Source organism: Pseudomonas sp. TUM25319, from assembly GCF_056388475.1.
This window is the reverse complement of record NZ_CM150751.1, coordinates 4961623-4984408: the sequence shown is the minus strand read 5'-3', so window position 1 is coordinate 4984408 and position 22786 is coordinate 4961623. Positions and strand designations below refer to the sequence as shown.

23 protein-coding genes are annotated in these 22786 nt (G+C 63.5%); 13 read left to right on the top strand and 10 right to left on the bottom strand.

Annotated elements, in window-relative coordinates:
• Positions 1–57: 57 nt before the first annotated feature.
• The 3 genes from AC05QJ_RS22695 to sthA all read left to right on the top strand — a co-directional run bounded on the left by AC05QJ_RS22695 (position 58) and on the right by sthA (position 4233).
• Complete coding sequence (locus tag AC05QJ_RS22695; RefSeq protein WP_476743509.1) at positions 58–1521, top strand: glyceraldehyde-3-phosphate dehydrogenase; 1464 nt, start codon at positions 58–60, stop codon at positions 1519–1521.
• Positions 1522–1737: 216 nt separating this feature from the next.
• On the top strand, positions 1738–2670 hold the full coding sequence (locus AC05QJ_RS22690) for an FAD:protein FMN transferase (RefSeq protein ID WP_476747992.1): 933 nt from the start codon (positions 1738–1740) through the stop codon (positions 2668–2670).
• A 168-nt stretch (positions 2671–2838) separates the two neighbouring features.
• Positions 2839–4233 carry a Si-specific NAD(P)(+) transhydrogenase gene (gene sthA / locus AC05QJ_RS22685; protein ID WP_476743508.1) on the top strand — a complete coding sequence of 465 codons (1395 nt, stop codon included), beginning with the start codon at positions 2839–2841 and terminating at the stop codon, positions 4231–4233.
• A gap of 42 nt (positions 4234–4275) precedes the next feature.
• Here the strand turns inward: sthA and AC05QJ_RS22680 are convergent, their stop codons facing one another.
• Positions 4276–4998, bottom strand: coding sequence for a glycerophosphodiester phosphodiesterase (locus tag AC05QJ_RS22680; RefSeq protein WP_476743507.1), 723 nt, complete (start codon positions 4996–4998; stop codon positions 4276–4278).
• A gap of 34 nt (positions 4999–5032) precedes the next feature.
• Complete coding sequence (locus tag AC05QJ_RS22675) at positions 5033–5620, bottom strand: PilZ domain-containing protein (protein ID WP_476743506.1); 588 nt, start codon at positions 5618–5620, stop codon at positions 5033–5035.
• Between the two features lie 94 nt (positions 5621–5714).
• Between AC05QJ_RS22675 and AC05QJ_RS22670 the strand changes: the two genes are divergently transcribed.
• The 3 genes from AC05QJ_RS22670 to AC05QJ_RS22660 all read left to right on the top strand — a co-directional run bounded on the left by AC05QJ_RS22670 (position 5715) and on the right by AC05QJ_RS22660 (position 8965).
• A complete protein-coding gene (locus tag AC05QJ_RS22670; RefSeq protein WP_476743505.1) occupies positions 5715–6965 on the top strand; it encodes a lipoprotein-releasing ABC transporter permease subunit in 1251 nt (416 codons plus the stop codon).
• A 7-nt stretch (positions 6966–6972) separates the two neighbouring features.
• Entirely contained in the window at positions 6973–7656 is a 684-nt protein-coding gene (lolD, locus tag AC05QJ_RS22665; protein ID WP_476743504.1) for a lipoprotein-releasing ABC transporter ATP-binding protein LolD, read from the top strand.
• A 64-nt stretch (positions 7657–7720) separates the two neighbouring features.
• A complete protein-coding gene (locus AC05QJ_RS22660; RefSeq protein ID WP_476743503.1) occupies positions 7721–8965 on the top strand; it encodes a lipoprotein-releasing ABC transporter permease subunit in 1245 nt (414 codons plus the stop codon).
• Between the two features lie 8 nt (positions 8966–8973).
• Here AC05QJ_RS22660 and AC05QJ_RS22655 read toward each other — a convergent pair whose 3' ends face one another.
• Positions 8974–10317: a heavy metal sensor histidine kinase gene (locus AC05QJ_RS22655; RefSeq protein WP_476743502.1), complete on the bottom strand. Its 1344-nt coding sequence runs from the start codon at positions 10315–10317 to the stop codon at positions 8974–8976.
• A complete protein-coding gene (locus AC05QJ_RS22650) occupies positions 10314–10994 on the bottom strand; it encodes a heavy metal response regulator transcription factor (RefSeq protein WP_476743501.1) in 681 nt (226 codons plus the stop codon). The genes AC05QJ_RS22655 and AC05QJ_RS22650 overlap by 4 nt, the downstream gene beginning before the upstream one ends.
• Positions 10995–11144: 150 nt before the next feature.
• On the opposite strand from AC05QJ_RS22650, the gene AC05QJ_RS22645 reads away from it, so the two are divergent.
• Together AC05QJ_RS22645 and queF are read left to right on the top strand one after the other, a co-directional pair.
• Complete coding sequence (locus tag AC05QJ_RS22645) at positions 11145–11657, top strand: cupredoxin domain-containing protein (RefSeq protein ID WP_476743500.1); 513 nt, start codon at positions 11145–11147, stop codon at positions 11655–11657.
• Positions 11658–11714: 57 nt separating this feature from the next.
• The gene (gene queF / locus AC05QJ_RS22640) at positions 11715–12545 is read left to right on the top strand and encodes an NADPH-dependent 7-cyano-7-deazaguanine reductase QueF (protein ID WP_476743499.1); all 831 of its coding nucleotides are present in this window, start codon (positions 11715–11717) and stop codon (positions 12543–12545) included.
• Between the two features lie 46 nt (positions 12546–12591).
• On the opposite strand, the gene AC05QJ_RS22635 is transcribed toward queF, so the two are convergent.
• Both AC05QJ_RS22635 and AC05QJ_RS22630 read right to left on the bottom strand, forming a co-directional pair.
• Entirely contained in the window at positions 12592–12855 is a 264-nt protein-coding gene (locus tag AC05QJ_RS22635) for a DUF4404 family protein (protein ID WP_476743498.1), read from the bottom strand.
• A 124-nt stretch (positions 12856–12979) separates the two neighbouring features.
• Positions 12980–13570, bottom strand: a complete 591-nt coding sequence (locus tag AC05QJ_RS22630) for a phosphonoacetaldehyde phosphonohydrolase-related protein (RefSeq protein ID WP_476743497.1) — start codon at positions 13568–13570, stop codon at positions 12980–12982.
• 174 nt (positions 13571–13744) lie between these two features.
• Between AC05QJ_RS22630 and AC05QJ_RS22625 the strand changes: the two genes are divergently transcribed.
• The 3 genes from AC05QJ_RS22625 to rssC all read left to right on the top strand — a co-directional run bounded on the left by AC05QJ_RS22625 (position 13745) and on the right by rssC (position 16567).
• The gene (locus AC05QJ_RS22625) at positions 13745–14449 is read left to right on the top strand and encodes an MlaA family lipoprotein (RefSeq protein ID WP_476743496.1); all 705 of its coding nucleotides are present in this window, start codon (positions 13745–13747) and stop codon (positions 14447–14449) included.
• Positions 14450–14903: 454 nt separating this feature from the next.
• A complete protein-coding gene (rssB, locus tag AC05QJ_RS22620) occupies positions 14904–16088 on the top strand; it encodes a two-component system response regulator RssB (RefSeq protein WP_476743495.1) in 1185 nt (394 codons plus the stop codon).
• The gene (rssC, locus tag AC05QJ_RS22615) at positions 16085–16567 is read left to right on the top strand and encodes an anti-sigma factor antagonist RssC (protein ID WP_476743494.1); all 483 of its coding nucleotides are present in this window, start codon (positions 16085–16087) and stop codon (positions 16565–16567) included. The genes rssB and rssC overlap by 4 nt, the downstream gene beginning before the upstream one ends.
• A gap of 69 nt (positions 16568–16636) precedes the next feature.
• On the opposite strand, the gene AC05QJ_RS22610 is transcribed toward rssC, so the two are convergent.
• The 3 genes from AC05QJ_RS22610 to dusA all read right to left on the bottom strand — a co-directional run bounded on the left by AC05QJ_RS22610 (position 16637) and on the right by dusA (position 20956).
• Complete coding sequence (locus AC05QJ_RS22610; RefSeq protein WP_476743493.1) at positions 16637–18544, bottom strand: alkaline phosphatase D family protein; 1908 nt, start codon at positions 18542–18544, stop codon at positions 16637–16639.
• 90 nt (positions 18545–18634) lie between these two features.
• A complete protein-coding gene (gene tal, locus AC05QJ_RS22605; RefSeq protein ID WP_476743492.1) occupies positions 18635–19561 on the bottom strand; it encodes a transaldolase in 927 nt (308 codons plus the stop codon).
• Between the two features lie 384 nt (positions 19562–19945).
• Entirely contained in the window at positions 19946–20956 is a 1011-nt protein-coding gene (dusA, locus tag AC05QJ_RS22600) for a tRNA dihydrouridine(20/20a) synthase DusA (RefSeq protein ID WP_476743491.1), read from the bottom strand.
• Between the two features lie 184 nt (positions 20957–21140).
• Between dusA and vapB the strand changes: the two genes are divergently transcribed.
• A complete protein-coding gene (gene vapB, locus AC05QJ_RS22595) occupies positions 21141–21371 on the top strand; it encodes a type II toxin-antitoxin system VapB family antitoxin (protein ID WP_476747991.1) in 231 nt (76 codons plus the stop codon).
• Positions 21371–21781 (top strand): type II toxin-antitoxin system tRNA(fMet)-specific endonuclease VapC, encoded by a 411-nt coding sequence (gene vapC, locus AC05QJ_RS22590; protein WP_476743490.1) that lies wholly within the window; start codon positions 21371–21373, stop codon positions 21779–21781. The genes vapB and vapC overlap by 1 nt, the downstream gene beginning before the upstream one ends.
• Positions 21782–21860: 79 nt before the next feature.
• Here the strand turns inward: vapC and AC05QJ_RS22585 are convergent, their stop codons facing one another.
• Entirely contained in the window at positions 21861–22766 is a 906-nt protein-coding gene (locus AC05QJ_RS22585; protein WP_476743489.1) for a LysR substrate-binding domain-containing protein, read from the bottom strand.
• Positions 22767–22786 lie beyond the last annotated feature (20 nt).

Below are 22786 nucleotides of genomic sequence, written 5' to 3'. Positions count from 1 at the left end.
CTCATTGCCCGATGCGCTGTGCGGCGTCATAATGTAGCCCCTTTTTTCTGTCCCTACATGTGGAAGGTTCCCGTGACTCAGAAGCCCGACCAGTGTCTTGGTGAGTGGATCGATCGTGAAGCACTTGCAGAAGCGATGATCCCGCTTATCGGTCAGCTCTACCGCAATAACAACGTGGTGAGCTCGATCTATGGCCGCAGCCTGATCAACCGTTCGGTGATCGCGATCCTCAAGGCCCACCGCTTTGCTCGCCATCGCCAGACCGACGAAACCGAACTGTCCGTCCACGAGACATTCCCCCTGCTCAAGGCCATGAGCGAGCTGAAACTGGGCGCCGCTTCGGTCGACCTGGGCAAGCTGGCCAACAAGTTCAAGCTGGAAGGCAACGGCCGCAGCGTCGAGCAGTTCGTGCGCGAAGAGCTGGCTGAGGTGGTTGGTCAGCAGAACGCTTCCGCACGCAAAGGCACTGACGTTGTTCTGTACGGCTTCGGCCGTATCGGTCGCCTGCTGGCGCGCATCCTGATCGAGAAGACCGGTGGTGGCGACGGCCTGCGCCTGCGTGCCATCGTCGTGCGCAAGGGTGCGACCAACGATCTGGTCAAGCGTGCCAGCCTGCTGCGTCGTGACTCGGTTCACGGCCCGTTCGACGGCACCATCACCGTCGACGAAGAGAACAACACCATCACTGCCAACGGCAACCTGATCCAGGTGATCTACGCCAAGGCACCGAGCGAAGTCGACTACACCCAGTACGGTATCGAAAACGCACTGATCGTCGACAACACCGGCGTATGGCGTGATGCCGAGGGCCTGGGCCAGCACCTGGCCTGCCCGGGCGCTGCCCGCGTGATCCTCACCGCACCTGGCAAGGGCGCGCTGAAGAACATCGTTCACGGCATCAACCACGGCGATATCACTGCCGACGACAAGATCATTTCCGCCGCCTCCTGCACCACCAACGCCATCGTGCCGGTGCTCAAGGCCGTGAATGACCAGTACGGCATCGTCAACGGCCACGTCGAAACCGTTCACTCGTTCACCAACGACCAGAACCTGATCGACAACTTCCACAAGGGCAGCCGCCGCGGTCGTGCCGCGCCGCTGAACATGGTCATCACCGAGACCGGTGCGGCTACCGCTGCAGCCAAGGCCCTGCCTGTGCTGAAGGGCAAGCTGACCGGCAACGCCATCCGCGTTCCGACGCCGAACGTCTCCATGGCGATCCTCAACCTGAACCTGGAAAAGGCTACCACTCGCGAAGAGATCAACGAGTACCTGCGCCAGGCCGCCATGCATTCGGACCTGCACAAGCAGATCGACTACGTGAGCTCCCAGGAAGTGGTTTCCACCGACTTCGTCGGTTCTCGCCACGCCGGTGTGGTCGACGCCGAGGCGACCATCTGCAACGACAACCGCGTTGTCCTGTACGTCTGGTACGACAACGAATTCGGTTACAGCTGCCAGGTTGTGCGCGTGATGGAAGACATGGCCGGTGTGAACCCGCCTGCATTCCCACGCTAAGCTTGCGGGTGTGTTGAAAAGAACGGGAGCCTTCGGGTTCCCGTTTTTTTTTGAGGGTGTTTTATGTTCGAGGGCCTCATCGCTGGCTTGCCAGCGATAGGGCCTCAAGTCCAGCACAGGAGGGCCGGTTTGAAAGCAGTCCTTGGTATCCTCTGCAGCCTTGTCCTGGCGGGCTGCGGCGAGCCCGACCCAGTCGAGCGCATCAGCGGCCCCACCATGGGGAGCACCTATACCGTGCAGTACGTGCCGCCGCCTCAGGGGCCGGATGCCGATCAGGTCCGGCAGGACGTCGAAGGCATCCTTGCCGGCCTCGACGCGCATTTTTCCACCTACCGCAGCGACTCCCTCATTGCCCGCTTCAACCAACTTCCCGCCGGCAGTTGCCAGGCCATGCCCGACGATGTGCTCAAGCTGGTACGCCTGGGTGAAGTGCTGTGGCGGGAAAGCGGTGGAGCGTTCGACCTGAGTGTCGAGCCGCTGTTGAACCTGTGGGGCTTCGGTCCGCAGGCGCGGGAAGAGAAGGTGCCCGACCCGCAGCGCCTGGCCGAGGTCCGCCAGCGGGTGGGGCAGGGTCATTTGCGCATCGATGGCGAGCGACTGTGCAAGGACATCGCCCTGGAACTGGACTTCAACAGCATCGTCGCCGGTTACGGCGTCGATCGCATTGTCGAGCGCCTGCGGGCGCTGGGGGTCGATAACCTGTTGGTGGAAGTTACCGGCGAGCTCAAGGCCGTGGGGCGCAAGCCCGATGGCAGCGCCTGGCGCGTGGGACTGGAATTGCCCCGCGAAGACCGCCAGATCGCCGAGCAGATCCTCTCGGTCGATGGCCTGGGGGTCTCGACGTCGGGTGACTACCGCAACTATTTCGAGGAGAATGGCCAGCGTTTTTCCCACACCTTCGATGCCCGTATCGGCCGTCCGGTGGCCCATGGGCTTGCGGCAGTGACGGTGTTCGATGGCTCCGCCCTGGTGGTCGACGGATACTCCACCGTGCTGTTGATCCTCGGGCCGGAGCAGGGCTGGGAGTTCGCCGTGGCGCAGGATCTGGCTGCGGTTTTCGTGATGCGTGCCGATACCGGTTTTGTCGCCCGTGTGACCCCGGCCTTCGAGCGAATCGTCGGTAAGGGCGATGCGCTGAACGAGAAATGAGTGTCTTGCATGTAGTGCAGAGAAAAATAGCCTACGACGCGACCAAGGGTTAATGTGCGCGCCGTTCAAGCTTGATTAGACTGCACCCGAATTTTTTCATGACCCCCTTGGGGGCCGTGATGCCCCGGTCGCCGGCGTGGTGCCCGGGCCTGTTCTGAAGGAGTACGCATGGCTGTCTACAACTACGACGTAGTGGTGCTGGGTTCCGGCCCCGCAGGAGAAGGGGCGGCAATGAATGCCGCCAAAGCAGGACGCAAGGTTGCGATGGTCGATAGCCGTCGTCAGGTCGGCGGTAACTGCACCCATCTGGGCACCATCCCGTCCAAGGCCCTGCGTCACTCGGTGCGCCAGATCATGCAGTTCAACACCAACCCGATGTTCCGGGCCATTGGTGAGCCGCGCTGGTTCTCGTTCCCCGACGTTCTGAAAAGCGCCGAGAAAGTCATCTCCAAGCAGGTCGCCTCGCGCACCGGCTACTACGCCCGCAACCGTGTCGACGTATTCGTCGGTACCGGCAGCTTCGCCGACGAGCAGACCGTCGAAGTGGTCTGCGCCAATGGCGTGGTCGAGAAGCTGGTGGCCAAGCACATCATCATCGCCACCGGTTCGCGTCCGTATCGCCCGGCCGATATCGACTTCCACCATCCGCGCATCTACGACAGCGACACCATCCTCAGCCTCGGCCACACCCCGCGCAAGCTGATCGTCTACGGTGCCGGCGTGATCGGTTGCGAATACGCCTCGATCTTCAGCGGCCTGGGCGTATTGGTAGAACTGGTGGACAACCGTGGCCAGTTGCTCAGCTTCCTGGACTCGGAAATTTCCCAGGCCCTGAGCTACCACTTCAGCAACAACAACATCACCGTTCGCCACAACGAAGAGTACGAGCGGGTCGAGGGCCTGGACAACGGTGTGATCCTGCACCTGAAGTCGGGCAAGAAGATCAAGGCCGACGCCTTGCTGTGGTGCAACGGCCGTACCGGCAACACCGACAGGCTGGGCCTGGAGAACATCGGCATCAAGGTCAACAGCCGCGGCCAGATCGAGGTCGACGAGGCCTATCGCACCCAGGTGCCGAACATCTATGGCGCCGGCGACGTGATCGGCTGGCCGAGCCTGGCCAGTGCCGCCCATGACCAGGGTCGCTCGGCGGCCGGCAGCATCGTCGACAACGGCAGCTGGCGCTTCGTCAATGACGTGCCGACCGGGATCTACACCATTCCGGAGATCAGCTCGATCGGCAAGAACGAGCAGGAACTGACCCAGGCCAAGGTGCCCTACGAAGTGGGCAAGGCCTTCTTCAAGAGCATGGCCCGTGCGCAGATCGCCGGCGAGCCGCAAGGCATGCTGAAGATCCTGTTCCACCGCGAGACCCTGGAGATCCTCGGCGTGCACTGCTTCGGCTACCAGGCGTCGGAGATCGTGCACATCGGCCAGGCCATCATGGACCAGCCGGGTGAGCGCAATACGCTGAAGTACTTCGTCAACACCACCTTCAACTACCCGACCATGGCCGAGGCCTATCGGGTGGCTGCCTACGACGGCCTCAACCGGCTTTTTTGAGCGGCTCCGGCCGGTGGCCTGAGCCGGCCGGGGAGATCGATTTCAGCGATTCCCGAGGGTGGCAGTGGCCAAACCGGGAAAGTCTGTAATCAGGCTGTCCACGCCGAAGTCAGCGAGCCTGCGCATCAGCGCCGGTTCGTTGACTGTCCATACCGACACATGCAGCCCCTGGCGCTGGGCCTTGGCCAGGCGTTCGGGGCTGCAGTGCGTCCAGTTCAACGCCAATAGCTCGCAGCCATAGTTCTGCGCGACCTTCAGCGGGTCGAGCCAGGTATATTCCGCCACCAGTCCGCGAGAAACGTCCGGAACCAGTTCCTGGGCGGCGCCGAGGACTTCCCGCGAGCTGGAGGTGATGGTCACCTTGTCCAGCAGGCCGAAGCGCTGGGCCATTTCGCGGATCGCCAGCACCGTGGTGGCGGCCCGGGTGCGCGAGGCGCTCTTGACCTCCAGTTGCCAGTGCTCGAAGTCGCACTTCTCGAACAGCTCTTCCAGTCGCGGGATGGGGCAGGGTTGCACCCAGCCCGGCCCGCCGCTGCGTGCGTCGTAGGTCACAAGCTCGGCGGCGCTGTGTTCGACCACCTTGCCGCGACGGCCGGTGGTGCGCTTGAGCGTCGGGTCGTGAATGACCATCAGCTCGTTGTCGGCGGACAGGTGCAGGTCGAGTTCGCAGCGTCGGACGCCGTGTTGCAGGCACTGCTGGAAACTGCTCAGGGTGTTCTCGGGGGCTTCGCCCTTGGCGCCACGATGGCCGTAAATCTGGGTCACGTTTGTTCCTTCAAGAAAGACTGGGGACTGAAGCTCAGGAGGCCGGCGGATCGTTCTGTTCCAGGGCCTGGCGGCGTTGTTGCTGTTGTCGTTGCAGGATATAGCGCGCCAGCAACTGGCGCTGGGCGTCGCTGATGTCGACGAATTCGGTGCCGATGTCGTAGCGCCCGTCGGCGAGGGTGTCGCAGTGGGTGATCCGCGCCCGCAGCAGCAGGCCGGAGGCGCGAGGCATCAGGACCATCTTCACTGCCACCCGGCTGCCGGGCGCGAAGGCTTCGGTATGCTTGAACTCGGCGCCGCCTTCGGAAAGGGTCACCGGCTGCGGGGCGCCGATCTCGCCGATCAGGGTCTGTGCGACCACGGCACTGAGCAGGTCGATGCGTTTGTTCTGGGCCTTGAGGAAGGCCGCCAGGGTGCGATCCTTCTCGCTGAGCTGGCGCAGCAGGTGCTGGGATTCGAACTCGCTCAGGTGCAGTTCGCTGAGCAGATTGAACAGCGGAGAATCATCTTGCAACAAGTCCGTGCCCAGGGCGTCGGCCGCGCTCAGCGGGGTAATTTCCAGTGCGATACGGTCCTCGATACGGTAGTATTCGCGGCGATCTTCTTCATCTAGTGTCGACATGGCGAACCCATGGTAGCGGCGGTGGTCTGAGTGTAAATCCGCCGTCCAAGCCCCGCCACAAGGACGTTCCTCTTTCATCCGAACAAGCCCCGACATGTTCAGACCTCTTTTCGTATACATCGGCACGCGCTACACCCGTGCCAAGCGGCGCAATCACTTCGTTTCGTTCATTTCCCTGACCTCGATGATCGGCCTCGCCCTTGGCGTGGTGGTGATGATCGTGGTGCTGTCGGTGATGAATGGCTTCGATCACGAGATGCGTACCCGCGTGCTGGGCATGGTCCCCCATGCCACCCTGGAAACAGGCCAGCCCATCAATGACTGGCCGGCCCTTGCCGATAAAGTGAAGCAGAATGCATCGGTGCTGGAGGCTGCGCCCTTCACCCAGATGCAAGGGCTGCTGACCCACGAGGGCAAGGTACAGAAAGTCCTGCTCAACGGTATTGACCCGGTGCAGGAGCGCAAGGTTTCGATTATCGGCGACTTCATTCGCGAAGGCCGTCTCGAAGACCTCGCGCCCGGCGAGTTCGGCATCCTCATCGGCGACAAGGCGGCGGCCAGGCTGGGCGTCGGCATCGGCGACAAGGTGACGTTCGTCGCCCCCGAGGTGACGGTGACACCGGCCGGCATGTTCCCGCGCATGAAGCGTTTCACCGTGGTCGGCACCTTCCACGTCGGCGCCGGCGAGATCGATGGCTATCTCGGCCTGACCAACCTGTCCGACCTGTCGCGCCTGCACCGCTGGAAGGCCGACCAGGTCCAGGGGCTGCGGCTGAAGTTCGACGACCTGTTCCAGGCCCCGCGCAACGCCTACAACATCGCCCGCGAGCTGGGCGACCGCGAGTACTACACCCGCGACTGGACCCGCAGCTACGGCAACCTGTACCAGGCGATCCGCATGGAAAAGGCCATGATCGGCCTGCTGCTGTTGCTGATCGTCGCGGTGGCGGCGTTCAACATCATTTCCACCCTGGTCATGGTGGTGAACGACAAGCGCGGCGACATCGCCATCCTGCGTACCCTCGGTTCGACGCCTGGCCAGATCATGCGCATCTTCATGGTCCAGGGCACGGTGATCGGCGTGGTCGGCACGGCCATCGGCGCCGCGGTGGGCATTCTTGCCGCGCTCAATGTCAGCGCCGCCATCGCCGGGCTGGAGCGCCTGATCGGTCACAAATTCCTCAACGCCGATGTCTACTTCATCGATTACCTGCCGTCCCGGATCCTGGCCGAGGACGTGTGGATGGTCTGTGGTGCGGCGCTGGTCCTGAGTTTCCTCGCCACCCTGTATCCGGCCTGGCGTGCGGCACGCACCCAGCCTGCGGAGGCGCTTCGTTATGAGTGAGTTGGGCATGAGTGATAAAGCCGTACTGAGTTGCCGCAACCTGGGCAAGTCCTATGAGGAAGGCCCGGAGTCGGTGCAGGTGCTGTCGAACCTGCAACTGGAGCTGTTTCCCGGCGAGCGGGTGGCCATCGTCGGCAGTTCCGGCTCGGGCAAGAGTACCTTGCTCAACCTGCTGGGCGGTCTCGACACGCCGAGCCAGGGCAGCGTCTGGCTGGCCGGCGAGGAGCTGTCGGCCCTTGGCGAGCGCGCTCGCGGCCTGTTGCGCAACCGCGCCCTGGGCTTCGTCTACCAGTTCCATCACCTGCTGCCGGAATTCACCGCCCTGGAGAACGTGTGCATGCCGCTGCTGATCGGCCGCACCGCGATCCCGGAAGCCCGCGAGCGCGCTGAAGCGCTGCTCAAGCGTGTCGGCCTCGGCCACCGTCTGAGCCACAAGCCGGCCGAGCTGTCCGGCGGTGAACGCCAGCGTGTGGCGATCGCCCGGGCGCTGGTCAACCGGCCGGGCCTGGTGATGCTCGACGAGCCTACCGGCAACCTCGACCAGCACACCGCCCAGGGTATCCAGGACCTGATGCGCGAGCTGAGCACCTCGTCGCAGACCGCGTTCCTGGTGGTGACCCATGACCTGAACCTGGCGCGGCAGATGGACCGCGTGCTGCGCCTGGAAGAAGGCCGTCTGGTTCCGATCTGATTCGTGGAGGGCGCCCGTCGTTGCCGGGCGCTCTGGCCGTTATTCCTGCTGGGTGCATCCGTTCATGTTCAGACCCTTGTCAATTTTCATCGGCGCGCGCTACACCCGCGCCAAGCGCCGCAACCATTTCATCTCGTTCATCTCCATGACCTCGATGATCGGCCTGTCCCTGGGCGTGCTGGCGATGATCGTGGTGTTGTCGGTGATGAATGGCTTCCAGCGCGAGATGAGCTCGCGCATCCTCGGCATGGTGCCGCACGCAGCGATCCTCGGCGTCAAGCCGCTGGACGACTGGCAGTCGGTGGCTGCCGAGGCGCAGAAGAATCCGGCGGTGATCGCCTCGGCACCTCTCACCGAGATGGAGGGGATGCTGTCCTACAAAGGCTCGATGCAGCCGATCCAGATCAGCGGGATCGATCCGGCGCAGGAAGCCAGGGTGTCCATCGTCGCCAGCCACATCGTCCAGGGCAGCCTCGAAGACCTCAGACCGGGTGAGTTCGGCGTGGTCATCGGCGAAATCACGGCACGGCGCTTTCGGCTCAATGTCGGCGACAAGCTGACCCTGATCGTTCCCGAGGCCAGCAGCGAGCCGGGTGGCATCACCCCGCGCATGCAACGTCTGACCGTGGTCGGCATCTTCAAGGTCGGTGCCGAGCTGGACGGTTCCATGGGCATGATCCATGTCGCCGATGCGGCGCAGATGCAGCGCTGGGCGCCCGATCAGGTGCAGGGCGTGCGCTTGCGGCTCAAGGACCTGTACGCCGCACCGACGGTATCTGCGGCCATCGCCAAGGGGCTGGGCGACCAGTTCCGCGCCGATGACTGGACCCACACCCAGGGCAGCCTGTTCAGCGCAATGAAGATGGAAAAGACCATGATCGGCCTGTTGTTGCTGATGATCATTGCCGTGGCGGCGTTCAACATCATCGCCACGCTGATCATGGTGGTGAACGACAAGGGCGCGGACATCGCCATCCTGCGCACCATCGGTGCCACGCCAGGGCAGATCATGGGCGCCTTCATGGTCCAGGGCACGCTGATCGGTATCGTCGGGACCCTGATCGGCGGCGTGCTCGGGGTGATCCTGGCGCTCAATGTCAGTGACGTGGTGGGCTGGATCGAGCGGGTCAGCGGGCAGCACATCTTCACCTCCGACGTGTACTTCATCAGTTCGCTGCCGTCGGAACTGCAATGGGGCGATGTGGCGCTGATCTGCAGCGCCGGCCTGGTGATGAGCTTCCTGGCCACGATCTATCCGGCCTGGCGTGCTGCACAGGTCGAGCCGGCCATGGCCCTGCGTTACGAATAAGCGCCGGGTCAGGTGGCGGGCAGTTCGATGATGAAGCGGGTCCAGCCCGCCGCCGATTCGGCGCTGATCGTCCCGCCATGGGCGCGGACGATCGATCGGGTGATCGCCAGGCCCAGCCCGGCATGCTCGCTGCTGCCGGCCCGGCGTGCCGGGTCGGCACGGTAGAAACGGTCGAACAGGCGCGGCAGCAGCGCCGGATCGATCGGCTCGCCCTGGTTGGCTACCTGCAGACGGATCCTGCTGTCTGCTTCCTCGATTCCCACCTTGATTTCGCCACCGGCCGGGGTGAAGCGCAGGGCATTGTCCAGCAGGTTGGACAGCGCCCGGCGCAGCATGTGACGGTCGCCGGCGAACGCTGCCTGTCCCTCCCGGAGCAGGCGGACCTCGGCGTCTTCCGCCAGCGGTGCGTAGTATTCCAGCAGCGCATCCACTTCGCCGTGCAGCGCCAACGGCTCGCGGCCCGGCGTCAGCAGGCCGTGGTCGGCCTTGGCCAGGAACAGCATGTCGTTGACCATCTGTGCCATCCACTGCAGTTCTTCGAGATTGCCGTGCAGGGCCTCGCGGTACTCGTCAAGGCTGCGCGGGCGGGTCAGGGTGACCTGGGTGTGGGTCAGCAGGTTGGACAATGGCGTGCGCAGTTCGTGGGCGATATCGGCGGAAAACGCCGAGAGGCGCTGGAAGGCATCGTCCAGCCGCCCCAGCATGGCATTCATGGTGGTGGCCAGCTCGGCCAGCTCCACCGGCATCTGTGCGACCGGCAGACGGGTGGTCAGCGAGCGGGCCGAGACGCTGGCGGCGATCTCGCCCATCTGCCGCAACGGGCGCAGGCCGCTGCGCGCCGCCCACACCCCGAGTAGCGCGGTGGCCAGGGCGCAGAGGCCGACGGTCAGCCAGATCAACCGCTGCATGCGCTGGAGGAAGTGCTGGTGATGGGTGATGTCCAGCAGCAGCGTCAGTTGCAGGCCGGGCAGTTGCACGCCGAGGCTGCGGTAGTCGGCGTGCTCGGCGCGCAGGGTGTTCAGGCCGGGGCCGGTAGCAATATCGGGCAGCGCCGGACGGCTGTCGAACCAGATCTGCCCGTCGGTGCCGCGAATGCGCAGCGCCAGGTCGGACGAGTGGCTGAGTTCGTTGCGCAGTGCCGGCAGCCGCGAGGCGAGGGCGCTGCGGCTGTCCACGCCTTCGAGCAGGCGTTGCAGTACCGGCTGACGGCTGTTGAGCAGTTGCTGGTCGAGTTCGATGAAGTGGGTTTCGCTGGCGCGACTGAAGAGAATGCCCGCCAGCAGCGACACCACCGCCGTGCAGGCGGCGAACAGCAGGGCGAGGCGGGCCGCGAGAGACAGCCGCGGCATCACGCCGAACGCTCTTCGAGCACGTAGCCCATGCCGCGCACGGTATGGATCAGCTTGTTGTCATGGGCGTCGTCGATCTTCAGGCGCAGGCGGCGGATCGCCACTTCGATGACGTTGGTGTCGCTGTCGAAATTCATGTCCCACACCTGGGAGGCGATCAGCGACTTGGGCAGCACTTCGCCCTGGCGCCGCAGCAGCAATTCCAGCAGGGCGAACTCCTTGGCGGTCAGGTCCAGGCGCTGGCCGGCGCGCTCGACCCGACGGCGGATCAGGTCCAGGCGCAGGTCGGCCAGGCCGAGTGTGGTTTCCTGGGTGGGATTGCTGCCGCGGCGCAGCAGGGTGCGAACCCGGGCCAGCAGTTCGGAAAAGGCGAAGGGTTTGACCAGGTAGTCGTCGGCGCCCAGTTCCAGGCCATGGACGCGGTCTTCCACGGCGTCGCGGGCGGTCAGGAACAGCACCGGCACGTCCAGGCCCGCTTCGCGCACCGCCCGGAGAATCTGCCAGCCGTCGCGGCCGGGCAGCATTACATCGAGAATCAGCAGGTCGTAGTCGCTGGTCAGGGCCATGAACTGGCCGGTTTCACCGTCATTGGCAAGTTCAGTGCCGAACCCCGCCTCGCTGAGGCCCTGGCGCAGGTACTGGCCGGTCTTGGCCTGGTCTTCGACGATCAGCAGTTTCATGGCAATCCTGAGGGTGGTGGAACGACGACGTTATACCTTTCCTGCCGATGAGCAGGGCGAAGCTGACAAAGTTGTAATCTTTTCGTCAGGTGGACGCCAGCGCGGGCCTTTCACAATGGCGACGTGAAATCGATAACGAGGAACGCCCGAATGAAATCCCTGATGACCGCTGCCGTTCTTGCCCTGCTCAGCCTGCCTGCCATGGCCGCGCCGGACGGACACGGCTTCGCCTTCGGGCATCCGGCGCCGGCAGCCAAGGCGACCCGCACCGTCGAGGTGGTGCTGGGCGACATGTACTTCGAACCGCGCAACCTGACGGTCAAGGCCGGGGAAACCGTGCGCTTCGTGGTCATCAACAAAGGCCAGGTGGCCCATGAATTCAACCTGGGCGACGCGGCGATGCATGCGCAGCACCAGAAGGACATGCTCGCCATGGCCTCGATGGATCACGCCAGCATGGGGCACGGCGGCATGGATCATGGCGGCATGGGGCACGGTGCCGGCGGCATGCAGCATGATGACCCGAACATGGTCATGGTCGAGCCCGGCAAGCAGGGTGAGTTGACCTGGACCTTCAGTCAGTCGGCGCCCATCGAGTTCGCCTGCAACGTGCCGGGGCACTACCAGGCCGGGATGGTGGGCAAGCTGACCATCGCGCAATGACCCAAGCCGGGCTCAAACCCGATAGACTACGGCAATTTCGTCCTTCAGGTTTGAGCCATGCACCCCGCTGCAGAACATTCCCCGCTGGGTAAAGCCAGCGAATACATCGCCACCTACACGCCGTCGTTGCTGTTCCCGATCCCGCGTACCGCCAAATGGGCCGAGCTGGGCGTCAGCGCCGGGACACTGCCGTGGCAGGGCACGGATTTCTGGAACTGCTTCGAGTTGTCGTGGCTGCTGCCCTCGGGCAAGCCGGTGGTGGCCATCGGCGAGTTCGCGATTCCGGCGGATTCACCGAACATCATCGAGTCCAAGTCGTTCAAGCTGTACCTCAACTCCCTGAACCAGACCGCTTTCGACTCGCCGCAGGCGCTGCAGGCGTGCCTGGAGAAAGACCTCAGTGCAGCCGCCGGCAAGCCGGTGGGCGTGCGTATCCGCAGCCTCGGCGAGGTTGAGCAGGAGGGTGTCACCGGCCTGCCGGGCCAGTGCATCGACGAACTGGATGTGAGCATCAGCAACTACGAGCAGCCGCAGCCCGAACTGCTGCGCTGCAACCGCGACAAGGTGGTGGAGCAGACCCTGCACAGCCACCTGCTCAAATCCAACTGCCCGGTCACCGGACAGCCGGACTGGGGCAGCGTGGTAGTCGACTACCGTGGGCCGGAGCTGGATGCCGCCAGCCTGCTGACCTACCTGATCAGCTTCCGCCAGCACGCCGACTTCCATGAACAGTGCGTGGAGCGGATTTTCCTCGACCTCAAGCGCCTGCTCGATCCGCAGCACCTGACGGTGTATGCCCGTTACGTGCGCCGTGGCGGGCTGGATATCAACCCGTATCGCAGTCTCGGACCGATCAGTCCTGACAACCGCCGGCTGGTGCGCCAGTAACGAAAAAGCCCCGTTTCTCGACGGGGCTTTTGCATTTCTGGTGTTCTCAGATGCCCATGCTCTGCAGGCTCTGGACGATATTGCGCAAGGTGGCGGTGAGTCCCGGGTGATCGACTTCGAAGCGTTCCACGGCGAGGTTGACGCCGTCCACCAGGTTGTTGTCCTGGGTGGCCGCCTCCAGTTTGATCTGGGCATCGATCTGCTGCATCAATTCCTGAAGGTGCTCGCGCTCTTCCAGTGACAGCGGCGGGTTTTGCTCCAGTTGCTCGCGCAGGGTGTCGAGTTGCTGTTGCAGTTCGCGGGCAGGCATGGGTGATCTCCCTTTATCAGTAGGCACAGCCATGGACCTCGGCCTGTTGCGAAAGGTCCATGCCATGCCTGACAGAGTAATCCACGCCGCTGCGCTTTGCATGACCGGCATCAACGTGCGGCGATCAGGGTTTCTCGCCCTTGAGGCGGCGCTGGCTGATATCGGCGAGGCAGTCGGCCAGTTCCTGCAGGTGATCGATCACCGAATGCACCCCCAGGCGGAAGAGCTGCAGCGTCGCCTTGCCGCGCTTGTGTTCGCGCTGTTTGTCGTCCAGCGCCTGCCATTGGCTTTCCGACAGCCCGCACAGCGGCCCGCACGCGGCCAGGCCGATGGTCCACAGGCCGGCGTTGAGACCGGCCTGGAGCAGGCGCGGGTCGCCGCTGATCAGTACGCAGCCGTCGAGGTGACGGGCGTCGATGTCCATCAGCGCGCGCCAGCAGGCGTCCGGAGCGGGCCAGGGGCGTACGTCAGTGTGATCGGTGGCGCGCAGCCAGTCGGGCAGGGGGCTGCTCAGGTGTTTGCCGAAGGAGGCGGGCACCTCGTCGAGCCAGGCGCAGGGCACCTGGTGGCGGCGAAGCCAGTCGAGCACGTCGAGGGCGCCGGGGGTGGTCTGGACCGGCGTGTCCTTGCCGGTATCCAGGCCGCGGCCGCCGAAGTCGACCAGGCAACCACGGAGACCGAACAGCAGCGCGGTAAAAGCGGGTGCGTGAGGCATGGCAACATCCCTGAAATAGCAGAGACGTTACCGGTCGTTCGTGACCGTGTGGTGACATTCGTTTGACACGGCGGGCGCCAAGTTTTTGCGCTACACACCTTGTGAGGCTTTATACTTCTTCACTTTGGTGCGGAGCTGACCGGTTCCGCTTGCAGGTTCATCAGGAGAATAGTTATGCGTGGGATCGGTACGGGAGTGCTCGATCGTTTTGTCCGGGCCAGTGTCTGCGCCAGCGCGATGCTGCTGCCCTTCGTGGCCCAGGCCGCGACCGAGGAAGACCCTTGGGAAAGCATCAACCGGCCGATCTTCCGTTTCAACGACACGGTCGACACCTACGCGCTCAAGCCGGTCGCCCAGGGCTACCAGGCGGTGACCCCGCAGTTCCTGGAAGACGGCATCCACAACATCTTCCTCAACCTGGGCGATGTGACCAACCTGGCCAACAATATCCTCCAGCTCAAGCCGCATGCGGCGGGCGTGGATACGGCGCGGCTGATCGTCAACACCACCTTCGGCCTCGGCGGCTTCTTCGACGTCGGCACCAGGATGGGCCTGCAGCGCAACGATGAAGACTTCGGCCAGACCCTCGGCTACTGGGGTGTCGGCAGCGGTCCGTACGTGATGCTGCCATTGCTGGGCCCGAGCACCGTGCGCGACGCGCTCGGCAAGTACCCAGACACCTACACCGAGCCCTACCGCTACGTGAACCACGTACCGACGCGCAACACCACCCGTGGCGTCGATGTGGTCGATACCCGCGCCAGCCTGCTGCAGGCCGAGAAGATGATCCGTGGCGACAAGTACACCTTCATCCGCAACGCCTACCTGCAGAACCGCGAGTTCAAGGTCAAGGACGGCGAGGTCGAAGACGACTTCTGAGTTTTTGCTCACCTGTAGCGGTCATTTCCAGCTACAAGTTTCAAGCTGCAAGCTGCAAGAAAAAGCCGCGGTGCTGCCGATGGCTGTTTCTTGCAGCTTTTTTTGTTGGCGGCTGGCTCAACCAGCAGAGCAACAGGGCACCGCCGTCTGCTTTTTCTTGCAGCTTGCAGCTAGAAACTTGCCACTCCCCCCAACCTTTCCGTTGCGACAAAAACCGTTTTTATAACCTTCGGTGATTTGCACCGCGAGGCGCCGCACACGTCCTGCCGTGCATGCTTGAAACGCCCGGCGGATGGGAGTACCGTCTGCGCCTTACAGGGCACCTCTGCGGGTTGTCGATCGGCATTGTCCGACCTGCAACGCCGATGGACAGAGTGCTAGAAGAGAATCCAGTACGTGTGCTCCAGCCTGTCGAGCCACTTACGCCAACCTATTTCTGGCGCCGTTTGCCCACATGCAGAAAACCAGTGCAACGCTGCTGATAATCGATGATGACGACGTGGTGCGCGAGAGTCTCGCCGCCTATCTGGAAGACAGCGGTTTCAGTGTCCTGCAGGCGAGCAACGGCCAGCAGGGGCTCCATGTCTTCGAGCAGGATCGTCCCGACCTTGTGATCTGTGACCTGCGCATGCCGCAAATGGGCGGCCTGGAACTGATTCGACAAGTCACCGAACGTGCTCCCGACCTGCCGGTGATCGTGGTCTCCGGCGCGGGCGTCATGAACGATGCCGTCGAAGCCTTGCGCCTGGGCGCCGCCGATTACCTGATCAAGCCCCTGGAAGACCTCGCGGTGCTGGAGCATTCGGTACGTCGTGCGCTGGACCGCGCGCGGCTGGTGCTGGAAAACCAGCGCTACCGCGACAAGCTCGAAGCCGCCAACCGCGAGCTGGAAGCCAGCCTGCACCTGCTGCAGGAAGACCAGACCGCCGGGCGTCAGGTGCAGATGAACATGCTGCCGGACAGTCCGTGGAGCAGCGGGGGGTTCTCCTTCGAGCACCAGATCATTCCGTCCCTGTACCTGTCCGGCGATTTCGCCGACTACTTCCGGGTCGATGAGCGGCGCATCGCCTTTTACCTGGCGGACGTCTCCGGCCACGGCGCGTCCTCGGCGTTCGTCACCGTACTGCTGAAGTTCATGACCACCCGCCTGCTGTTCGAATTCAAGCGCAGCGGCACCCTGCGGGACTTCAAGCCGTCGGAAGTGCTCGGGCACATCAACCGCGGCCTGATCAACTGCAAGCTGGGCAAGCACGTGACCATGGTCGGTGGTGTCATCGACGAAGACACCGGTCTGCTGACTTATGCCATCGGTGGCCATCTGCCGCTGCCGGTGCTGTTCTCTCCGGGCCAGAGCCGTTACTTGGAAGGGCGCGGATTACCGGTCGGCCTGTTCGACGAAGCCACCTACCAGGACCACGTCCTGGAGTTGCCGTCGACGTTCAGCCTGACCCTGCTCTCTGATGGCATTCTGGACCTTTTGCCTGGCGAGACACTCAAAGATAAAGAAGCGGCCCTGCCTGAGATCGTCAGGGACGCGGGCGGCAGCCTGGATGGCCTGCGGCAACGATTCGGATTGGCTACGCTTGGGGAGATGCCGGATGATATCGCCCTATTGGTGTTGAGCAGGAACCTTCAATGAGTACTGGTAGAATCCAGTTCGCCGAGCAGAACGGCACCTTTGTTCTGAAGTTTGTCGGTGAAGTGCGTCTGACCCTGTGTTCGGCGCTGGATGCAACTATTGAGAAGATCTTCACCGCGCTGAATTTCTCGGCGATCGTCATCGATCTGACAGAAACCCAGAGCATCGACAGCACCACCCTCGGCCTGCTGGCCAAGCTGTCGATCCTGTCGCGGCAGAAGGTCGGCCTGCTGCCGACCGTGGTCACCACCCATGCCGACATCACTCGCCTGTTGCAGTCGATGGGCTTCGATCAGGTGTTCAACATCGTCGATCGCCCGATTCCGTGCCCCGAGTGCCTGACCGACCTGCCGTCCCAGGACCAGAACGAGGACGTGGTGCGGGCCAAGGTGCTGGAAGCGCACAAGATCCTCATGGGGTTGAACGACTCCAACCGGGAAGCCTTCCATGACCTGGTGAGTGCGCTCGAGCGCAGCTGACCGTGACTGCTTGCTGATCGCTTTTTGCTGACCTCATCGCTTGCCAGCGATGAGGCCTCAAGCATTTCCTCAGCCTGGGCTTTTGCGCGGAAACTCCGTCGCCTCGGACCCATCGGCATTCAACTGGAACACCCGCTCCGGTTGCCCTTGCTCGTTGAAAAACACCTGGCCCAGACCCGCGCTGTTCCACAGCCGCTCGCCCGCCTTGCTGCGGCTGGGTGTGCGCGGCACCACTTCCATCAGGCGCCTGCGAGTGAACCAGTTCAATGGCGAGCGGGGTGAGTACAGCCAGCGGTTGAGCCGATCGAAGACATCCAGCAATCGCCCGGGAAAGCGATTCTTGATGCCGCTGCTGGTGATCTGCCAAAGGTGCGGGTTGCCTTGGCGATGGCGGATCAGCACTTCGTAGACGAACGAGTAGTGCACGTCGCCGGACAGAATCACGTAATGCCCTGGCGTGCGCGAGTGGCGGAAGATATTCAGGATCACCTGGGCCGCACCCCGGTGGGCCATCCAGTTTTCGGCGTCCACCAGCAGCGGATAGCCGCACCAGGCGAAGATCTTCTGTACGGTCTCGATCAGCTTGACGCCGAAGATCGGCGCCGGCGAGACGATGATCGCCGAGGGATGGTCGAGCAGCTCCTGCTGCAGCTCGCAAAGCGCTTCCCAGTCCAGCAGGCCGGAGGGTTTGTGCAGGTTGCTTTCGCTGCGCCAGCGGCGGGTGCGGGTGTCCAGTACCAGCAGGGCGGGCGTGGTCGGCATCTGGAAATGCCAGTTCTGGAAACGCAGCAGATCCTGGATCAGTTCATCCTGCAGCAGGCTGTCCAGATGGCGGTCGTCGCCGACCCCGCCGAACAGCCGTTGGCACTTCTCCAGCGGCTCGGTGAACACATCCGGGTTGTTGCCCCAGGCCTGGCACAACAGGTACGCCAGCAGGGCGTTGCCGATGATTCGCCGCGAGAACGGGTGGCCATAGGCAGTTTCTTCCCATTGCGCCGAGAGGTTCCAGTCATCGGTGATGTCGTGGTCATCGAAGATCATCAGGTTCGGCAGGTGCGCGAGCACCCGTGCGACATCGTCGAGCCCGGCGACGAAGCCTTCCAGGCAGCCCTGTTCGAGGCGGTAGCGAGCCTGGCGCTCGGCCGTCAGCGGCGGCATGTCGGGTGCGATCAGCGACCAGGGAACTGGCGACCACACCAGCAGGTACATCGCCAGGGTTTCGGCGAAGGTCACCAGGTGGTTGTCGGCGTTGCTGCTGGTGAAGATCGGCTTGCGCACGCCGCCGAAGAAGCGCTCGCGCAAGGTTTCGTTGCTCTTGAGCGCCGGCAGCAGGTCGCCGCGGTGGTAGTAACTGGCCGGATGACCATAAAGCGCCGCGCTGTCGCGGATCACCGCGCCCTCCAGGCATTCCTCGAACAGGCCCAGGCGCGCGATCAGCGCATGGATGGCCCGCAGCATCGGCCCGGCGACATCGTCGGCATAGACCTGGTCGCCGCTCATCATCAGCAGTGCCGGACGCTGGTGGGGGGCGTGAGGGCTGGCCAGCAAACGGTCGGCGCAGAGCAGGCCGTCTTCGGCTGGGAAATGCGGTTTGCGGCACGATCCGTGAAGCAGGTGGTCCAGCCGCGCGCGCACCACGAAGTTAGGGCGGCTCGCGCCCTGATACAGCAAGTGCGGTGCCCAGTCCTCGATGCCCCGTCCGTCCAGACGCAGGTCGTAGTCGATTTGCGTGTCGCACGGAAGCGGGGTGTCCAGTGGCACATCGATCAGGTGAACGAAGGCATGACGCCCCACCGGCACGATCTGGCAGCAACGGGCATCCAGGGGCAGGACCAGACGATCGCTGTCCGGCACATGCAGGTGCAGTTCCGGCGTCAGCGGCCGGCTGGCGACCAGCCAGAACACCACGCGCGTTGCTTCAAGACGGCGGAGCAGGGGGCCGGCGAGGACCAGCGGCAAATCGGGAGAGTCGGACATTGAGGGCGGGAGCTGCGGCTGCTTGCCAGTAGTGGCGAAAGAGGCGGGACTTTCCGCGCTGAGGCGACTACTGGCAAACCGATATTTGTATCAAGCCTTTGCAGAAAGCAGGGCTTCGAGTTTTTCCTGGTCGCGGGCGAACAGGCGAATGCCCTCGGCGAGTTTTTCCGTGGCCATGGCATCTTCGTTGAAGGCCCAGCGGAAACGGCTTTCATTTAGTTCGATGCGTGGCTCGCCCTGAGCGCCCGGTGCCAGTTTGCGACTCAGCTGGCCCTGGTCTTCGCTGAGCTTCTGCAGCAGTTCCGGGCTGATGGTCAGGCGATCGCAGCCGGCCAGTTCTTCGATCTGGCCGATGTTGCGGAAGCTGGCGCCCATGACCACGGTGTCGTAGCCATTGGCCTTGTAGTAGTTGTAGATGCGGGTCACCGACTGCACGCCCGGGTCTTCGGCGCCCACGTACTCCTGGCCGGTGGATTTCTTGTACCAGTCGTAGATGCGGCCCACGAACGGCGAGATCAGGAACACCCCGGCATCGGCGCAGGCGGCGGCCTGGGCGAAGGAGAACAGCAGGGTCAGGTTGGTCTGGATGCCTTCCTTCTCCAGGGTCTCGGCAGCACGGATGCCCTCCCAGGTGGAGGCCAGCTTGATCAGTACGCGGTCGCGCCCGACACCGGCCTTGTCGTACAGCTCGATCAACTGGCGTGCCTTGGCCAGCAGGGCCGGCTCGTCGAAGGACAGGCGGGCGTCGACTTCAGTGGAAATACGACCGGGAATGGCCTTGAGGATGCCGCTGCCCACCGCGACGGCGAAGGCGTCGCAGGCCAGGTCGACATTGCCCTTGCTGCTGGCGATCACCTGCGCGAGCAGGTCGGCGTAGCCGGGCATGGCGGCGGCCTTGAGCAGCAGGGAAGGGTTGGTGGTGGCATCGACCGGCTTGAGGCGGCTGATCGCGTCGATATCGCCGGTGTCGGCGACGACCGTGGTGAACTGCTTGAGTTGTTCCAGCTTGGAAGTCATGAGCGTGCTCTGTCCTGTGCGGTGCGACGACATTACCCGAGCGCCGCCAGCGGCTCAAGGGCCGCACCGGTGGGCGTCGGGAGGTATGTCTTCGAGTGCAGCAGGCCGCCCCGGTTCCTAGGGTCTGTTCCCGTTTCATCACGAACCGCGTTGCTGGGCCAAATCTCGCCAGGTTAGGCGGAGGACGCAGGAAATGGTTGTTCCCTTTTCAAGTCCTCCAACACAGCCTGGCGAGATTTGGCACGCAACCCGAAGGGCCGGTGCCCGTTTTGCCGCGAGGCTGCGTTATTCGACGCTTATTTGGAATGACCAAACTGCGCGCCTCATGCCTTGCCTCGCGGCAAAACGGGTACCGGCGCGGTCGTGATGAAACGGGAACAGACCCTAGTGGCCCTTTAACAATTCAGCGGCTTGATCCAGCAGCCCGAGCGGATCGTTGGTCTTGTGCACGTCCACCGACAGCAACTGACGGAAGCGTCGCGCGCCCTTGAAGCCCTGGGCCAGGCCAAGAATATGCCGGGTGACATGGTGCATCGCGCCGCCAGCGGCCAGGTGGGCGGCGATGTACGGCTTGAGCTGCTCCACGGCTTCGCTGCGGGAAATCACCGGAGCGTCGCTGCCGAACAGGCGCTGGTCGACTTCGGCCAGCAGGTAAGGATTGTGGTAGGCCTCGCGGCCCAGCATCACGCCATCGAAGGTCTTCAGGTGTTCCTCGCACTCGTCGAGGGTCTTGATGCCGCCGTTGAGGATGATTTCCAGATCGGGGAAGTCCTGTTTCAACTGCGCGGCGACCTCGTAGCGCAGCGGCGGGATCTCGCGGTTCTCTTTCGGCGACAGCCCTTCGAGAATGGCGATTCGCGCATGCACGGTGAAGCTGCGGCAGCCGGCGTCACGCACCTGGCCGACGAAATCGCACAGCTCGGCATAGCTGTCGCGGCCATTGATGCCGATACGGTGCTTGACCGTCACCGGAATCTGCACGGCGTCGATCATCGCCTTCACGCAATCGGCCACGAGCGCCGGATGGCCCATCAGGCAGGCGCCGATCATGTTGTTCTGCACCCGGTCGCTGGGGCAGCCGACGTTCAGGTTCACTTCCTGATAACCCGCCGTCTCGGCCAGCTTCGCGCAGGCGGCCAGATCGGCCGGCACACTGCCGCCCAGTTGCAGGGCCAGCGGGTATTCGGCGGCGTCATGGCCGAGGAAGCGTGCGGTATCACCGTGCAGCAACGCGCCGGTGGTGACCATCTCGGTGTAGAGCAGCGCATGGCGCGACAGCAGGCGCAGGAAGAACCGGCAGCGGCGGTCTGTCCAGTCCATCATCGGGGCGACGGAAAACCGTCTGTTCACCGGACTGGAAGAAGGGCTCGGGTGTTCTGCGCAAGTGTCATGCATGCCTGGGATCTCGTCTGCTGCCGTCTTCGGGCGCGTCGCGCACCCTGAAAAAGGCGGCGGAGTTTATCAGGAAAGCGGGTGGGCGGTTTGCTGTGCCGATAAAAACGCCTGGGATACCCCGTTGACATATTCGCGTCTTTGGTTATCTTGGGATATACATTTGACATATCCCGCGAGGTCCGCCGTGGAACAAGGCGCTGTATTTCAGAGTAACCGCAGCCAGGCAGTCAGGCTGCCAAAGGCAGTTGCGCTGCCTGAGGAGGTAAAGCGCGTCGACGTGGTTGCAGTAGGGCGTACCAGGATCATTACACCTGCGGGGGAGTCCTGGGACAGTTGGTTCGATAGCGAGGGCGTGACACCCGACTTCATGGCTGATCGTGAACAGCCGGCGAATCAGGAGCGTGAGGGGTTCTGATGCTCAAGTTCATGCTCGATACCAATATCTGCATCTTTACCATCAAGAATCGGCCGCAGCAGGTCCGTGAGCGCTTCACGCGGCACCACGGTCAGATGTGCATCAGCACTGTTACCTTGATGGAGTTGACCTACGGTGCTGAAAAGTCCTCCAACCCGGAGCGCAATCTTGCGGATGTGGAAGGTTTTGCAGCACGCCTGGAGGTGCTCAGCTACGACCCGACGGCGGCCGCTCACACCGGTCAGCTTCGGGCTGAGCTGGCGCGTGCAGGTACTCCGATTGGCCCCTACGACCAGATGATTGCGGGGCATGCCCGCTCTCAGGGGCTGATTGTGGTTACCAACAATCTTCGTGAGTTTGATCGGGTTCCGGGATTGAGGGTTGTGGACTGGGTGACGAACGAATCCTGAGCACGCTACGTACAGTAGCGCGTTAAACCCGCGCCCAATGCAGGTTCCAGCTCCATGTACAGGTGATTGACCGCTCTTGTCACCCAAGCCCGGCCGCTTGCCGGTGCTCCGACAAGAACGTCACCAACTCCCGCCCATGTGAACTCAACCCCTCCCAGTCACGAAAACAGATCCGCAATTCCAGCGTCGCCCAGCGCTCTTCCAGCGGCAGGCAGCGCACCGGCAGTTCCTGTTCAAGGCGCCGGGCCAGGGTTTCCGGCAGCATGGCGATGCCGGCGCGTTGGGCGACCAGTTGGGCGATGGCTTCGAAGCCGGGGGCGCGGACACGGACTTTGAGGGGCATGGACAGGTTCATCGCCAGCTCTTCGACGAAGCGCTGCATGGCCCGTTCTCCTGGCAGGCAGACGAAGGGGTAGCCGAGGGCATCGCGCAGGCGCAGCGGGTCGCGTTCGGCAAGGGGATGGTCGAGCGGCACCAGCAGCACCAGGCGCTCGGTGCGAAACGGCAGGGAGACCACGCCTTCGTTGACCAGGTTGCCATCGTACACGCCGATCTCGCATTCGCCCGCCAGCACCATGCGCAGGATGTCGACGCTCTTGTGCTCCACCAGTTGCAGGTCGATTTCCGGGTAGTCGAACAGGAACGGGCCGAGCACCGTCGGCAGGATGGTGCTGTTGGTCACGGTGGACGCGGCCAGGTGCAGGCTGATGCGCTTCTGCCCGGCCAGTTCCTTGAGGGTGTCGTGCAATTTGTTCGCCTCGCCCAGCACACTGCGGGCAGACTCCAGCACCAGCCGGCCCGCCGGGGTCAGTTGCATGCCGTCTGCCCGGCGCAGGAACAGGGTCAGGCCGCTGCGTTCTTCGAACTGGCGCAGGCGGGTGCTGGCGGCGGATACCGCCACCGGGACACTTGCCGCCGCCTTGCTCAGGCTGCCGGTTTCGGCAATGGCGGCGATCAGGCGCAGGTCGGGCAAGTCGAAATGCATCGATGGCTTCTCCAATTCAG

What these genes read in the sequence shown, in the direction of transcription:
- lolD (WP_476743504.1), top strand. Translation starts at nt 6,973, where the DNA reads ATGAGTGATAAAGCCGTACTGAGTTGCCGCAACCTGGGCAAGTCCTAT.
- queF (WP_476743499.1), top strand. Translation starts at nt 11,715, where the DNA reads ATGCACCCCGCTGCAGAACATTCCCCGCTGGGTAAAGCCAGCGAATAC.
- rssB (WP_476743495.1), top strand. Translation starts at nt 14,904, where the DNA reads ATGCAGAAAACCAGTGCAACGCTGCTGATAATCGATGATGACGACGTG.
- AC05QJ_RS22670 (WP_476743505.1), top strand. Translation starts at nt 5,715, where the DNA reads ATGTTCAGACCTCTTTTCGTATACATCGGCACGCGCTACACCCGTGCC.
- AC05QJ_RS22645 (WP_476743500.1), top strand. Translation starts at nt 11,145, where the DNA reads ATGAAATCCCTGATGACCGCTGCCGTTCTTGCCCTGCTCAGCCTGCCT.
- AC05QJ_RS22695 (WP_476743509.1), top strand. Translation starts at nt 58, where the DNA reads ATGTGGAAGGTTCCCGTGACTCAGAAGCCCGACCAGTGTCTTGGTGAG.
- AC05QJ_RS22625 (WP_476743496.1), top strand. Translation starts at nt 13,745, where the DNA reads ATGCGTGGGATCGGTACGGGAGTGCTCGATCGTTTTGTCCGGGCCAGT.
- AC05QJ_RS22660 (WP_476743503.1), top strand. Translation starts at nt 7,721, where the DNA reads ATGTTCAGACCCTTGTCAATTTTCATCGGCGCGCGCTACACCCGCGCC.
- AC05QJ_RS22585 (WP_476743489.1), bottom strand. Translation starts at nt 22,766, where the DNA reads ATGCATTTCGACTTGCCCGACCTGCGCCTGATCGCCGCCATTGCCGAA.
- AC05QJ_RS22635 (WP_476743498.1), bottom strand. Translation starts at nt 12,855, where the DNA reads ATGCCTGCCCGCGAACTGCAACAGCAACTCGACACCCTGCGCGAGCAA.
- tal (WP_476743492.1), bottom strand. Translation starts at nt 19,561, where the DNA reads ATGACTTCCAAGCTGGAACAACTCAAGCAGTTCACCACGGTCGTCGCC.
- dusA (WP_476743491.1), bottom strand. Translation starts at nt 20,956, where the DNA reads ATGCATGACACTTGCGCAGAACACCCGAGCCCTTCTTCCAGTCCGGTG.
- AC05QJ_RS22650 (WP_476743501.1), bottom strand. Translation starts at nt 10,994, where the DNA reads ATGAAACTGCTGATCGTCGAAGACCAGGCCAAGACCGGCCAGTACCTG.
- vapC (WP_476743490.1), top strand. Translation starts at nt 21,371, where the DNA reads ATGCTCAAGTTCATGCTCGATACCAATATCTGCATCTTTACCATCAAG.
- AC05QJ_RS22630 (WP_476743497.1), bottom strand. Translation starts at nt 13,570, where the DNA reads ATGCCTCACGCACCCGCTTTTACCGCGCTGCTGTTCGGTCTCCGTGGT.
- AC05QJ_RS22675 (WP_476743506.1), bottom strand. Translation starts at nt 5,620, where the DNA reads ATGTCGACACTAGATGAAGAAGATCGCCGCGAATACTACCGTATCGAG.
- AC05QJ_RS22610 (WP_476743493.1), bottom strand. Translation starts at nt 18,544, where the DNA reads ATGTCCGACTCTCCCGATTTGCCGCTGGTCCTCGCCGGCCCCCTGCTC.
- AC05QJ_RS22690 (WP_476747992.1), top strand. Translation starts at nt 1,738, where the DNA reads ATGGGGAGCACCTATACCGTGCAGTACGTGCCGCCGCCTCAGGGGCCG.
- rssC (WP_476743494.1), top strand. Translation starts at nt 16,085, where the DNA reads ATGAGTACTGGTAGAATCCAGTTCGCCGAGCAGAACGGCACCTTTGTT.
- sthA (WP_476743508.1), top strand. Translation starts at nt 2,839, where the DNA reads ATGGCTGTCTACAACTACGACGTAGTGGTGCTGGGTTCCGGCCCCGCA.